11 protein-coding genes, 1 tRNA gene and 2 pseudogenes are annotated in these 12982 nt (G+C 59.5%); 6 read left to right on the top strand and 8 right to left on the bottom strand.

Annotation, left to right across the window (positions count from 1 at the left end):
• Positions 1–140: 140 nt before the first annotated feature.
• From ACFQT0_RS12875 to ACFQT0_RS12860, 4 genes and pseudogenes are all read right to left on the bottom strand, one after another.
• The gene (locus ACFQT0_RS12875) at positions 141–491 is read right to left on the bottom strand and encodes an STAS domain-containing protein (protein WP_380203278.1); all 351 of its coding nucleotides are present in this window, start codon (positions 489–491) and stop codon (positions 141–143) included.
• Entirely contained in the window at positions 488–949 is a 462-nt protein-coding gene (locus ACFQT0_RS12870) for a Fur family transcriptional regulator (RefSeq protein ID WP_068198527.1), read from the bottom strand. The genes ACFQT0_RS12875 and ACFQT0_RS12870 overlap by 4 nt, the downstream gene beginning before the upstream one ends.
• A 224-nt stretch (positions 950–1173) precedes the next feature.
• Positions 1174–1506: a CHY zinc finger protein gene (locus ACFQT0_RS12865; protein WP_380203276.1), complete on the bottom strand. Its 333-nt coding sequence runs from the start codon at positions 1504–1506 to the stop codon at positions 1174–1176.
• A pseudogene (locus ACFQT0_RS12860) lies at positions 1503–3718 on the bottom strand (RelA/SpoT family protein). The gene ACFQT0_RS12865 and the pseudogene ACFQT0_RS12860 overlap by 4 nt, the downstream one beginning before the upstream one ends.
• Before the next feature lie 140 nt (positions 3719–3858).
• Here ACFQT0_RS12860 and ACFQT0_RS12855 point away from each other — a divergent pair.
• The 4 genes from ACFQT0_RS12855 to ACFQT0_RS12840 all read left to right on the top strand — a co-directional run bounded on the left by ACFQT0_RS12855 (position 3859) and on the right by ACFQT0_RS12840 (position 6208).
• Positions 3859–3940: transfer RNA gene (locus tag ACFQT0_RS12855), tRNA-Leu, on the top strand.
• A gap of 87 nt (positions 3941–4027) precedes the next feature.
• Positions 4028–4486: a trigger factor gene (locus ACFQT0_RS12850; protein WP_380203274.1), complete on the top strand. Its 459-nt coding sequence runs from the start codon at positions 4028–4030 to the stop codon at positions 4484–4486.
• Positions 4410–5357 (top strand): trigger factor, encoded by a 948-nt coding sequence (locus ACFQT0_RS12845; RefSeq protein ID WP_380206010.1) that lies wholly within the window; start codon positions 4410–4412, stop codon positions 5355–5357. The genes ACFQT0_RS12850 and ACFQT0_RS12845 overlap by 77 nt, the downstream gene beginning before the upstream one ends.
• A gap of 143 nt (positions 5358–5500) precedes the next feature.
• The gene (locus ACFQT0_RS12840; RefSeq protein ID WP_262907692.1) at positions 5501–6208 is read left to right on the top strand and encodes a ClpP family protease; all 708 of its coding nucleotides are present in this window, start codon (positions 5501–5503) and stop codon (positions 6206–6208) included.
• 332 nt (positions 6209–6540) lie between these two features.
• On the opposite strand, the gene ACFQT0_RS12835 is transcribed toward ACFQT0_RS12840, so the two are convergent.
• Together ACFQT0_RS12835 and ACFQT0_RS12830 are read right to left on the bottom strand one after the other, a co-directional pair.
• Positions 6541–7065 carry a hypothetical protein gene (locus ACFQT0_RS12835; RefSeq protein ID WP_380203272.1) on the bottom strand — a complete coding sequence of 175 codons (525 nt, stop codon included), beginning with the start codon at positions 7063–7065 and terminating at the stop codon, positions 6541–6543.
• Complete coding sequence (locus tag ACFQT0_RS12830) at positions 7062–7283, bottom strand: hypothetical protein (RefSeq protein ID WP_380203270.1); 222 nt, start codon at positions 7281–7283, stop codon at positions 7062–7064. The genes ACFQT0_RS12835 and ACFQT0_RS12830 overlap by 4 nt, the downstream gene beginning before the upstream one ends.
• 484 nt (positions 7284–7767) lie before the next feature.
• On the opposite strand from ACFQT0_RS12830, the pseudogene clpX reads away from it, so the two are divergent.
• A pseudogene (clpX, locus tag ACFQT0_RS12825) lies at positions 7768–8990 on the top strand (ATP-dependent Clp protease ATP-binding subunit ClpX).
• A gap of 85 nt (positions 8991–9075) precedes the next feature.
• Here clpX and ACFQT0_RS12820 read toward each other — a convergent pair.
• A complete protein-coding gene (locus tag ACFQT0_RS12820) occupies positions 9076–9855 on the bottom strand; it encodes an IPT/TIG domain-containing protein (RefSeq protein ID WP_380203268.1) in 780 nt (259 codons plus the stop codon).
• A 102-nt stretch (positions 9856–9957) separates the two neighbouring features.
• Here ACFQT0_RS12820 and ACFQT0_RS12815 point away from each other — a divergent pair, with 102 nt between their 5' ends.
• Positions 9958–10380 (top strand): hypothetical protein, encoded by a 423-nt coding sequence (locus ACFQT0_RS12815; RefSeq protein ID WP_380203266.1) that lies wholly within the window; start codon positions 9958–9960, stop codon positions 10378–10380.
• On the opposite strand, the gene ACFQT0_RS12810 is transcribed toward ACFQT0_RS12815, so the two are convergent.
• Positions 10358–12706: a reprolysin-like metallopeptidase gene (locus ACFQT0_RS12810; protein WP_380203264.1), complete on the bottom strand. Its 2349-nt coding sequence runs from the start codon at positions 12704–12706 to the stop codon at positions 10358–10360. The genes ACFQT0_RS12815 and ACFQT0_RS12810 overlap by 23 nt on opposite strands.
• Positions 12707–12982 lie beyond the last annotated feature (276 nt).

The raw sequence follows: 12982 nt of genomic DNA, 5'->3' as shown, positions 1-12982 counted from the left end.
GGAAATGGGTTTGTGTCAGACTGAACATGGGAGGACTTGATGCCTCCGGGCCTGCTCAGAGAATTTATTATATAAAGTAAAAAGCTGCTATTGGGTCCGTGGCAAGCTTTCGGATGGCAAATGGCAAAAAAACAGCCGCCCTATTGGACGGCTGGGATTAGCTGTTGGCGGGCGGCCGCTTCGTCGGTGGTGACGGCGAAAATATTGGTAAGCTTGGTTAGCGCCAGCATTTTCTTGGGGTGGTCGGCGGGGTTGATGAGGACCATTTCGCCGCCCCGACTCCGGAATTTGGTAAGGAGCGAGACGAGGACGCCGATGCCGGTGCTGTTGATGTAGCGGACTTCGGACAAGTCGACGGCGCAAAAATTCAGTGTTTCGCCCAGGTGGTCGTTGACGGACTTGAGAAGCTGGTCGGTGTCGGGGCTGCCGATGAGGTCGCCGGCAAGTCGAATAAACAGGATGCCGTTTTGAACGGAGCTGGTAATGGTCATGCGGGAGAAACGGATGAGCGGGCGGCAGCCTGGGCACGGCAGTCGCCGCAAATGCCGTAAAGATTTAAAGAATGGTGCAAGATATGGAAGTTCAGAAGCTCCCCGACCATAGTCTGGATGCCGTGAATGCGGGGGTCGCAGAATTCCACCACTTTATGGCATTCGGTGCAAATGACGTGGTCGTGCTGGCGGTAGCCGTAGCTCTTCTCATATTGAGCCAGGTTGCGCCCGAACTGGTGCTTGCTCACGAGGCCCTGCTCCACCAACAGGTCGAGCGTGTTGTACACCGTGGCGCGGCTCACTTGCAGGCCCCGCTCCTTCATGCCGGCGTAGAGTTCCTCCACGTCGAAGTGGCCGGAGCGGGCGTAGATTTCTTCGAGAATGGCGTACCGCTCGCCGGTTTTGCGCAGGCCTTTGTTCTCGAGGTGGGCGGTAAAGAGCTTGCGCACCTCCTCCAACTTGTCGGTATTGAGGGTGGCCTGGGAGGCAGCGCTGGGCGTATGCTTGGCCGCGTAACCCGTTTCGGAAGAGCCGCCTACCTCCTGCCCTGCCGCATTGGCGGGGTCGGCGGGTGGCTGGGGCGCCTTGCGGGTGGCTTGAGGGGAATTCACGTTATATATAAGGTATAGTTTGGCAAAGGTAGAAACTCAGGCTAGCTAAGCGCCAACGCCTGCTTTCGGTTTTACCGTTCGAAATAAAGATGGTAATGATTGGCACAGCCTGGGTTTAAGGCGGCCTGGCACGTTGGGCAAGTGTTGGCGCATCCCAGGTACTCGGTGATGCTCAAGGTGCTTTTGCAATTGCCGCAGTAGATGGCCTGGGCTGAAAATTCAGTCTTGGGCCAAACCACGGGTGGATGGTCGGCCATTTCTTCGTGGCACTGAATGCAGGCGTAGAAGGCCTCGCAGCACTTGAACTGGATGGCGATGATGTCGCGCACGGAGTGGTAGTGGGCGCATTGCGTGCGCTCGTTTACCCCGGTGCCGTGGCAGATGATGGGGGCCGCTATTTTCACTTCAACGAATCAAACCGCTCTACCTGCAACACGCCGTGTACCTTGCTCAGGCGATGGATGAGCTTATTCAAGTGGTCCGTGTCGTTTACAAAGACCATAATCTCGCCTTCAAAAATACCGTCGTTGCTATCCACAGTAATGGCCCGCATGTTCACCTTGAGGCTGGTGCTGATGATGCGGGTCACGTCGTTGACAAGGCCCACCCGGTCGGTGCCTTTGATGCGGATGCCAGCCAGGAAGGCCAGTTCAAGCTGCTCCGTCCACTTGGCGCGCACGATGCGATTGCCGTAGTTCGACATCAAATCCACGGCGCGCGGGCAGTTGGTGCGGTGGATGATAATGCCGCTATCGGTCTCGAAGCCGAACACGTCGTCGCCGGGAATGGGATTGCAGCAGCGCGCAATGCTATAGTTGAACTTGTCGGTGTGCTCCCCCACCACGAGCATATCGGGCCGAACGCCGCGAATTTTCTGCACCTCGTGGTCGAAGGACTTGGGCTCAAGGACCGAGGCCACGCTGGCCACGGGCTTGTCGGCATTGAACAACGACTCCCGAATGGTACGGCCGTCGACCTGCCCCACCGCGAGGCGGTAGTAGAATTCCTGAGCCGTAGGCACATTAAAGTACGCCAGCAGCCGGTTAAAATTCTCCTGCGTGAAAGGCACACCAATCAGCTCAAGCCGCTTTTCGAGCAGGCTGGCGGCCGTCTTCGGCTTTGGCCCGGCGGTCGTCGCGCAGAAAGTCCTTGATTCTGGACCGGGCCTTGGTCGTGATGACGTAGTTGAGCCACTCGGTGGTGGGCCGCTGCTTGTGCGAGGTCAGGATTTCGACCTGGTCGCCGTTGTGGAGCTGGTAGCTCAGGGGCTCCAGCTTCTGGTTGACTTTGGCGCCGAGGCAGTGCAGCCCAATTTGTGAGTGAATCTCGAAGGCAAAGTCCAGCGCAGTGGCCTTGTCGGGCAGAATTACGAGCTTGCCTTTGGGGGTGAAGGCGTAAACCTCCTTTACGAACAGGTTCTGGCGGAACTCGTCCATGAATTCCAAGGCACTGGAATTGTTGGATTCCAGCATCTCGCGCACCTTGTTTACCCAGCCTTCCAGCGAGCTTTCGGGCTGGATGCTGCCGGTGTCCTTGTATTTCCAGTGCGCGGCATAGCCTTTCTCGGCAATGTCGTCCATGCGTCGCGAGCGAATTTGCACTTCCACCCATTGGCCCGAGCGAGACATCACGGTGGTGTGCAGGCTTTCGTAGCCGTTGGCTTTTGGTGTGGATACCCAGTCGCGCAGGCGGTCGGGGTTGGGCTGGTAGAAGTCCGTGACAATGGAGTACACCTGCCAGCAGGCAGCTTTCTCCTGCTCCGGCGGCACGTCCAGAATTACGCGGATGGCAAACAGGTCATACACCTCGTCGAAGGTGATGTTCTGCTTTTTCATCTTCTTCAAGATGGAGTAGATGCTCTTGGGCCGCCCTTTGATTTCGTATTCGAAGCCCTGGGCCTTCAGCTCATCATCGATGGGCTGTACAAACTCCTTGATGAAGCGGTTGCGCGCGCTTTGGCTCTGGCGGACTTTCGCCTTGAGGTCGTTGTAGGTCTCGGTGTCGGTAAACTTGAGGTACAAATCCTCGAGCTCACTCTTTATAGTATAGAGGCCGAGGCGGTGGGCCAGCGGCGCGTACAGGTACAGCGTCTCCGAGGCAATCTTGAGCCTGCTTGTGCCGCGGCATCGAGTCGAGTGTCCGCATGTTGTGCAGGCGGTCGGCGATTTTGATGAGGATGACGCGCACGTCTTCGCTCAGCGTGAGCAGCATTTTGCGGAAGTTCTCGGCCTGCTCGCTGGTGCCGTACTCGAATACGCCGGAAATTTTCGTGAGGCCGTCAATAATGCGCGCCACCTTGGGGCCGAACTCGCGCTCGATGTCCGAAATTTCGGTGGGCGTGTCCTCCACCACGTCGTGCAGCAGGGCGGCCACAATGCTGGTGGTGCCCAGCCCAATTTCCTCCACCGCAATCTGGGCCACGGCCAGCGGGTGCAGAATGTACGGCTCGCCCGACTTGCGGCGCATCTCCTTGTGCGCCTCAAGGCTCTGATTGAATGCCTTTTTGATGAGCTTAGTATCGCCCTCCTTCAGGTAGGGCTTGGCAGTGCGCAGAAGGCGGCGGTAATGGCGCAGGATTTCCTGGCGCTCAGCTTCGGGAGAGATAACGGGAGGCATAATAGGTAAAGTAACAAAGCAGAAGAGGAAAAGGTGGCCCGAAAATCCCTACTCCGACTACTTACGCTTGGGCTTTGCGTACAATCGTTTTAGCGAGTACCTTTGCGGGCCCGTAGCAATTGGCTGGGCGATGCTCATATGCGGATATGGCGAAATTGGTAGACGTGCCAGACTTAGGATCTGGTGCCGCAAGGCGTGTGGGTTCGAGTCCCTCTATCCGCACTTTATTTGATGTAGGCCTTCAGTCGTATAGGCTGGAGGCTTTTTTTCAACTTTTCAACCTGGCCAGCGGAAGCCGGCTCCCCTGTTTTGAACATTACCCTCGACAAGAACGACGAGCAGCTGACCGGGCTGCTGACCGTGCACCTGACCGAAGCCGACTACGCGCCTACGGTTGACAAGCAAATCAAAGAGTACACCAAGCGTGCCCAGGTGAAGGGCTTCCGCCCCGGCATGGTGCCCGTAGGCATGGTGCGCAAGATGTACGGCAAAGGCATTCTGGCCGAGGAAATCAACAAAATGCTGGGCAAAGCGGTGGACTCCTATATTAAGGAGAACAACATCAAGCTGCTCGGCGAGCCCCTGCCGGTGCAGAGCAACGTGGACTTCGACACCGACAAGGACTTCGATTTCCAGTTTGAGCCTGGGCCTGCTGCCCGACTTCGAGCCGCCCGCCGAAGGTGCCCTGCAAGTGGAGCGCCACCAGGTAACCATCGACGAAGACACCCTGAGCCAGACCAACGAGCAGATTGCCCGTCAGTACGGTGAGACCACCAACCCCGAGGTTTCGGAGGCAGGCGACTACCTGTTCGGCAAGCTGAAGAAGGCCGACGAGGAAGGCGAAGGCCGCACGGTGCTGCTGCCCCTGAACAAGGTGACCGGCGACGCATCGCAGTTCATCGGCAAGAAGGCTGGCGACGTTATCACGTTTGACCTGCAGGCGGCTTTCGGCAACGACGCGGCTTCGATTTCGAATTTCTCGGGCTTGAGCAAGGAAGAGGCTGCGGCCGCCACCGGCGACTACGTGCTGAACGTAGAGAAAGTGAACCGCACGGCGGCTCCCGAGTTCAACCAGGAGCTGTTCGACAAAGTATTCGGCCCCGAGGCCGTTTCGAGCCAGGAAGAGTTCGACGCCAAGGTGCGCGAGACCATCCAGTCGAACTACGACCGCGAGAGCGACGGCGCGCTGAACAACAGCATCGTGGAGCAGCTCGTGAACACCGTGGACATCAAGGTGCCCACGGAGTTCTTCAAGAAGTGGCTGGTGCGTGCCAACGAAGGCAAACTGACGCCCGAAAAGGTAGAAGAGCACTACAGCGACTACGAGAAGGAGCTGAAGTGGAGCATGATTCGCAACAAGGTGGTGGAAGACGCCGGCCTGAAGGTGAGCAACGACGAAATCGTGAACCGCACCCTCGACAAAATCATGGGCCAGTTCAACATGCCCAACATGCCCGACGAAATGCGCGAGTCGATGCGCCAGTACGCCGACAGCTTCCTGAAGCAGGACAACGGCAAGAATTACGTGAGCGAGTACGAGGCCATTCTGGCAGAGAAAGTGCTCGAAAACCTCCGCGGCAAAGTTGTTGTTACGGACAAGCCCGTAACGGCCGAAGAATTCCGGACCCTGCACAGCTAAGCTTAGCCCCGCAGTTTCCCTTTTTCAAAAAGCCCTTACGACATCGTAAGGGCTTTTTTGTTGGCTTTCCGGCAACATTCCTTTACTTCGTTCGTCTTTCATACCTCACTGCGCAGGCGCAAGCGGCGCTACATTCCTCACAAATGCTGAATAAACAAGAGTTTCGCAAGTTTGCCGTTAAGCACCAGGGCCTCAGCGGACTGGGTGTAGACCAGTATATCCAACACGTAGAAGGCCAGACGCGCGGTGGCCTTATCCTGCCCACGGGCATGACCCGCTCGGTAATTGAAGAGCGCCCGACGCGCTTTGCCGAAATCGACGTGTTTTCGCGCCTTATCATGGACCGGATTGTGTTCTTGGGCACGGCCGTAGATGATTATGTAGCCAACATCCTGACGGCCCAGATGCTGTTTCTGGAGTCGGCCGATGCCAAAAAAGACATTCTGCTTTATATCAACTCGCCCGGTGGCTCGGTGTATGCCGGCCTGGGCATCTACGACACCATGCAGTACGTGAACCCCGACGTGGCCACGATTTGCACGGGCCTCGCCGCTTCGATGGGTGCTGTTCTGCTGGCCGGTGGTGCCGCCAACAAACGTTCGGCCCTCCCCCACGCCCGCGTGATGATTCACCAGCCCTCGGGTGGCGCACAGGGTCAGTCGTCGGACATTGAAATCACGGCCCGCGAAATCCTGAAGCTCAAGAAAGAGCTGTATGACATTTTGGCCCAACACACCGGCAAGACCTACCAGGAAATCCACGACAACTCGGACCGCGACTACTGGATGCGTGCCGACGAGGCCAAAGAATACGGCCTGATTGACGAGGTGCTGGAGAAGAAGAAAGACTAATTACGAGTTAGTAGGATTCTTCTGAATCGTTATATAAAAAAGCCCCTGCTGTTTTGGCAGGGGCTTTTTTGTTGTTGAAGCTGTTCAGTAAGTTGTAAGTCCGTCATGCTGAGCGCAGCCAAGGCATCTCGCGTGTGGTAGTAATCCAATCGTCTGTCATCCTGAGCAGAGCGAAGGACCTTATCACGCCTCAACGATTCGTTCGACGGTGAGAAGATGCTTCGCAGGCTCAGCATGACAGGCGGCGCGAGCGAGATGCCTCGGCTGCGCTCGGCATGACGTCTCTTTTGAAGTAGCCGACTTTATAAACGCGTTCGGTAAATTAGATTGAGCTAAAACTTAGCTGAGAGGCCTATTTTGAGGTAGCTCTGGTCGTAGCCCAATTCGGCGAATGCGCCGAAATTCTGGAGCAGGAAGTAACGCGCGCCTACAAATATGCCCGTGGCGAGCTCCGTCTTGTTTCCTTCATCGGGCGAAGCAGTGCTGCCCTCGTAGGAGGCGCTGTTGTGGCGGACGCCCAGCCCAACTCCTGCGTAAGTATCCAGCTCGGGCAAGGCCGGGATGGGGTAGTGAAACACGCCGCGCACGGTCATGATGACGTCGGCGTATTTCCACTTGCCGCCGCCATTTACGGTGTAGCTCGCCCGGCGAAAGCCAGCCAAGACGCCCGCCGACACCACGCCCGGCCCCGCGGCCAGCAAGCCCTGTTCGTAGGATAGGCTGATGGCCGGCGACACCGACGAGGTGCCAGGCAGAAGCTTGGTGCCGTAGCTGTAGCGGCTGCCTACTCCAAAGCCCAGATTCAGCGCCCGGGTGCCCACCTCAAAGGGGCCGCCGGTGAAGGTATTGGGAATCACAGTTTCGATGAGCGACGGTTCTGCGGCGGGTGCGGGCGGAGGCGCGGGTTGAGCCGGGGCCGCGCAGGAGCGGGTTTGGCAGTGGGTTTGGGAGCGGACTTGGTGGCTTTTGGAGCGGGCCGAGGCGCCGGCTTGCGCGTGGTTTGGGCCTGAGCGCTCAGGAACGGGAACGCGGCCATTGAGGCGGCCACTACTAAAATATTGAATACACTTTTCATAGGGAAGCAAAGTAAGCGGGTCCGCACAGAAATGCGCGGCGATTAGCCCCTGCGGGTCCTGACGAACTGGCACCGCGTTGGCCCGGTTGGCTACATTCTGGCTCTGAGAACCGGACAGCCTGTTGGCGTGAATGTCTTGGCACCAATTCGGTGAGCCGGAAAAAACACTAGTTGCTAAACCTGGTTTTGCCCTTGCCAAGCGGGCCGTTTTCTAGTGATACGGTAGGCGTAGCAACCCTTAAGCCCTTGGCAGTGTCTTAATAGCGTGCGCATTGCAAACTGCCGCAGCCGGCCGCCAAGGATTTCCAACTCCTGAGCATTTGACAGTTGGCTTGTTTTAAATGGCTCAACATCCAGGAAATAGCTTATCCAAGCTTTTAAGAATGGCACCATTTTTCACGCGGCAGGCGTTGGCGGTGTTGTACCTTTGAGCCCGCTTGTTCAAAAACGAGCCTTCCCACCTTACTATTCTATCCCTCTTTCCGTGGCTGAAATATCCTGTTCCTTTTGCAATAAGAGCAAGCGCGAAGTCGCTGTTATGATTTCGGGCATCAACGCTCACATCTGCGAAAAATGCGTGGGCCAGGCCCAGCACATCCTCAACGAAGAAGCTAAAGCGCAGGACGCCAGCAAGCAGCCCAAGTTCAACCTCATCAAGCCCAAGGCCATCAAGGACCACCTCGACCAGTACGTGGTGGGCCAGGACGAGGCCAAGCGCGTGATGTCGGTGGCCGTGTACAACCACTACAAGCGCCTGATGCAGAAGCCGCAGGACGACGAGGTGCAGATTGAAAAGTCGAACATCATCATGGTGGGCGAAACCGGCACCGGCAAAACCTTCCTGGCCCGCATGCTGGCCAAGATTCTGCAGGTGCCCTTCTGCATTGCCGATGCTACCGTGCTCACCGAGGCCGGCTACGTGGGCGAAGACGTGGAAAGCATCCTCACCCGCCTGCTCCAAGCTGCTGATTATAACCTCGAAGCCGCCGAGCGCGGCATCGTGTACATCGACGAAATCGACAAAATTGCCCGCAAGAGCGACAACCCCAGCATCACGCGCGACGTGAGCGGCGAGGGCGTGCAGCAGGCCTTGCTGAAGCTGCTGGAAGGCACCGCCATCAACGTGCCACCGCAGGGTGGCCGCAAGCACCCCGAGCAAAAGATGATTTCGGTGAACACCGAGAACATCCTCTTCATCTGCGGCGGCGCCTTCTCCGGCCTCGACCGCATCATCAAGAGCCGCCTGAACACCAAGCCCATGGGCTTTGCTAAGACCAACCTCGACGACCAGGTCGACACCGAGAACTTCCTGCGCTACGTATCGGCCCAGGACATCAAGTCGTTCGGCCTCATCCCCGAGCTCATCGGCCGCCTGCCGGTGCTCACCCACCTCAACCCGCTGGACCGCACCACGCTACGCATGATTCTGACCGAGCCCAAAACTCGCTCGTGCGTCAGTACAAGCGCCTGTTCGGCATGGAGAACATTGAGTTGAGCTTTACCGAAGACGCCCTCGAGTACATCGTGGAGAAAGCCGACGAGTACCGCCTCGGGGCCCGCGGCCTGCGCTCCATCTGCGAGAGCATCATGACCGACGCCATGTTCGAGATGCCTTCCGAAGAAGGCGCCGACGCGCTGGTCATCAACCTGAGCTACTGCCGCAGCAAGTTTGAGAAATCGACGCTGCGCCACATGCGCGCTGCTTAATCTATTATATTTCTGCAGCTTATCTGTTGTTAAAGAAGAAGGCCCGCCGATTGGCGGGCCTTCTTCTTTCAGCCCCTTGCTGGTTTTAGCTCAACTTTACTCTACCACCACGCGCCGGATGCTCGGGCCGCGGCCTTCCACCTGCACGGTGAGCAGGTAGGTGCCGGCTGCCAGCCCCGCCGTGGTCAACTCCGTGGCATTGCCGCTGAAGGCGCGCGTGCTCACCAGGCTGGCCCAGCACCGTGCGCAGGGTCAGGCTGGCTTTGGCGGCGGGCAGGGCCAGTTTTATGTGCAGCGTGCCCTTGCCGGCCACCGGGTTGGGCCACACGCTGAACTCGCTCCTGGCGGCGTTGGTCGCGGCCGTGACGGTGGTGACGGTGAAGGCCTGCGGGTTGCTGCTGCCGCCGGGAGTCGTTACCACGATATTGCCGGTGCTGGCTCCGGCGGGCACGCTGAACGTGAGCGTGCCGGCATTCACTACGGTGTAGCCACTGATGGACACGCCATTCAGGGTCAGGCTGGTAGCGCCGGTGAAGTCCGTCCCCGTAAGCGTTACCACCGTTCCTACGGGCCCGCTGGCCGGACTCAGCGCCGCTAAAACCGGAGCCGGCGGGGCGCAGGTAGCACTGATGGTGAAAGGGCCGCTTTCGTCCTGGTAGCCCGTCACGAACACCAGGTAGCTGGCGCCGGCTATCGAATTGAAGGTAACGGCGGAGGCAGTGCCGTTGGAGCCGCAGCTTGCGTCGTCGTCGTTGCCGTCCACGCAGGTGTAGTTGCCGCAGCTGCCCGTGAACACAAACAGCTTGCTATCGAAGGTGGTAGTAGCGCTGCAGGTCGAAAGCGTAATGCTGCCGCCGGTGCCCACGATGCTGTAGAATACCCCGCCCGCGTCGATGGTCTCGTTGCCATTGCAGGTGCCGGCAGGGTCACCGGTAGCGGTAGCGTACAGCGAGGTACCACCGAGGGTTTGGCCACAGGCCAGCGGCGTAGCACTGGCGCACAGGTCGTTGGGGGCGACACCTGGAAATTGACGGCAGAACTGCCCGGCCCGCCGGGGGCCGTGACGGTGATGGGACCGGTGGTAGCGCCAGCCGGCACGGTCACCGTAATCTGGGTGGGTGAATTCACGGTGAAGCCGGGCGCGACGGTACCGTTGAACGTGACCTGCGTGGCGCCGGTAAAGTTGTTACCCGTAAGCACCACCACCGTACCCACTGGGCCGCGCGTTGGGCTAAACGAGGCAATAACTGGCGCCGGAATCACCGTGAAGCTGCTGGCCGAAACGCCCGTGCCGGTGGGCGTGGTCACCGTAATTGAGCCGGTAATAGCCCCGGGCGGCACCGTCACGGTGATTTGCGTGGCCGAATTCACGGTGAAAATCGGCGCATAAGTTCCGTTAAACTGCACCGCGCTAGCCCCGTAAAGTTGGTCCCGGTGAGCACCACGGTGCCTCCTACTGCCTCCGTATTAGGGGTAAAGCCGGAAATGGTTGGCGGATTGCCAATGACAAACGGCGTGGCCGAAGTGCCCGTGCCGGCGGGCGTGCTCACCGAGATGAGCCCCGTGCTCGTGCCGGGCGCTACGGTGGCCGTAATCTGAGTAGCCGAGTTCACAGTGAAGCTGGCGGCGAGCGTGCCGTTGAAGCTCACGGCCGTGGCTCCCGTCAAGTTGGAGCCGTTGATAATTACAACAGCGCCGGGCAATCCACCTGCTGGCGAGAAGCTGCTGATGGTGGGCCCCGCTACCGCCGCAATGCTGAAATCCGTGTTCGAAATGTCGAAGAAGTAGTTGTCGGCCGCTTCCACCATCAAGCGGGCCTGGGAGGTAGTCAGGTTGGGCGCGGCCACCACGGCAGAGCCGTCGTTCGACTCGTTCTGGGCCAGCACGATGGGGTAAGTCAGGCCACCGTCCAGGCTTAGGCGCAGGTTCACTACGGCGCAGCTTACTGGCGGGGCAGTGGTGTTGGCCACGTCCCAGGTGATGGTTTGGGCCGCGCCACCGGTCCAGGCCACGGCCGCGTTGGGCGCCGTTACCACGAAGGGCCCGGCGACGCTGCTCACCTTCAAACTCACCAGCGAGCTGAAATTGATGCCGCCGACCAGGCCGGCGGGGCCGCTGTGCTCGTCGCGGACCGTGCAGCGGAAATTGAGCTGGCGCGAAACCGTAGGCAGGCGCTCGCCAAACACCAGGGAGTTGTTCACCAGGTTGGTCAGCTGCGGAAAGTACCGGGTGCCCGAAGTGCTGGGCAGAAATGAGCGGAACAGCGGCACGTTGTCGTTCGGTACCTGGGCCGTGGCCGGCGAGGAACTCGAGCCCGTATCCAGCTCTTCCCACAAATAAGTAAGCGGGTCATTCTCAATATCCGCGGCGGTGGCCGTCAGCTTGAAAGGCGTGCTCACAGGCAGGGTTTTGCCACCCGCCGGGGCCGTTACCGTGGGGGCGGTGTTGCCGGTGGCCAGCGAGGTGCCGCAGGTGGTGGCATCTACAAAAGCGCGAATCTGCTCGTAGCTGCCTGTGTGGAATATCGGGTCTGAATTAGGCTGCAAATCGTTGGTTGATTCGCAGATGCCCGCGTAGGCCATGATGGTTGAGCCCGAGCCCGGCTCCCAGGCTGTGGCGGGCGTACGGGTACCCGCGCAGTTACCGGCATTGCCGTTGAAGGTGTGGGTGCCGCCAAACTGGTGCCCCATTTCGTGCGCCACAAAGTCAATGTCGAAGGCGTCGCCCACCGGATTGGGCTGGCCCGTCACGCCGTAGGCTTTAAAGGCGTTGCGGCACACCACGCCGAGGGAAGCCACGCCGCCCCCGCCGGTGCTCACCACGTGGCCAATGTCGTAGTTGGACGGGGCGATGACGCGGTCGATGTTTTCTTGGTTTTGGGGCAGCATGGCCTCGCCGTTATTGTTGGTATACGCCGGCGAGGGCTGCGGCCCAGTGCCGCTAAGGAAATTGAGCTGGTCGTTGTTGGGCACCAGCACCATGCGCACGGTCAGTTCCCGCTCGTACACGCCCACCACGCGGTTTACCGTGGTCACCTTCGCGGCCATCACGCCGGCATCGGTGTTGCCTTTGGTGAGGGCATATTCGGGGGTATTGGCCAGGGCCAGGCGGTACACGTGCAGCATGGGCCCGCTCGATAGCGTCGAGGCCGTTGCATTGGCCCGGGCGGCCAGTGGGGCCGCAGTGCCTTTGGCGGCGCTGCCGGTGAGTTTGAACCCGCAGCTCAACGCCGTGGTCGCGCGCCGGTTCATGTCGCGCTGGTAGAAGCCCAGGTAGTGGCGGGCATCGTTCGCGGCCACGGGGTCGATATAGAAGCTATTGCCGGCTCCCGTAAGCACTTGGGCATGAAATCCCTGCGGGCTCAGGTCGAGCCGAACGGTGGCCGCGGCATCGTCGAGGCCCACGCCGGAGTAGGTTTTAATCTGGGGAAACCGGGCCGCCAGCTCCGGAGCCATCACCGAGGTTTCGCGCACGGCAAACCGCCCGGTCCCACCGTTGGGCAAAGGCAAAGCCACCAGCAGCGGGGCCGCGCCGGCCTGGCCTTCCGCAGGCGCAGCAGCCAAAGCTGCCCGCAGGCCGGCTACGTCCAGAGTAAGGGCCTGCGATTTTAACAGAGCCGACGCCAGCCGCGAGGCCGCGGCTACGCGACGAGCTTCGCCATCCGCCCGAAAAAACAGGGGCGCTGGCCCTTTCTGGGCCTTCGCGGGTAGCCCCATTCCCAATACGAGAACGAGGAGGGTCCCAACGCCCTGAAGAAAAGTATTAGCCGCTAAAGGGAAAGCTGACCACAAGCAAGCTGGGCGGCGCGGGTACCGTTGTGTCATCTAACCGGAGCTGTTTTAGGTGTAAATAGTAAATCTAAGGCAAAAACCGATTTGCGTCCGCAGGCAGCAGCAGGCTTGCCGAGCCTTAAAACACTATTGATGAGGCTAACATTCTGGCGGCTGAAAAAGGTGAGCGCATCTGCCCCGGGCACTAAAAAGAAAACTCCG

Origin of the sequence: Hymenobacter humi (assembly GCF_042665855.1) — a bacterium.
Taxonomy (GTDB): Bacteria; Bacteroidota; Bacteroidia; order Cytophagales; family Hymenobacteraceae; genus Hymenobacter; species Hymenobacter humi.
This window is presented reverse-complemented; position numbering and strand designations above follow the sequence as displayed.

Excerpts from the sequence above, each read along its gene's own strand:
- ACFQT0_RS12810 (WP_380203264.1), bottom strand. The coding sequence starts at position 12,706 with ATGGGGCTACCCGCGAAGGCCCAGAAAGGGCCAGCGCCCCTGTTTTTT.
- ACFQT0_RS12840 (WP_262907692.1), top strand. The coding sequence starts at position 5,501 with ATGCTGAATAAACAAGAGTTTCGCAAGTTTGCCGTTAAGCACCAGGGC.
- ACFQT0_RS12830 (WP_380203270.1), bottom strand. The coding sequence starts at position 7,283 with ATGAAAAGTGTATTCAATATTTTAGTAGTGGCCGCCTCAATGGCCGCG.
- ACFQT0_RS12875 (WP_380203278.1), bottom strand. The coding sequence starts at position 491 with ATGACCATTACCAGCTCCGTTCAAAACGGCATCCTGTTTATTCGACTT.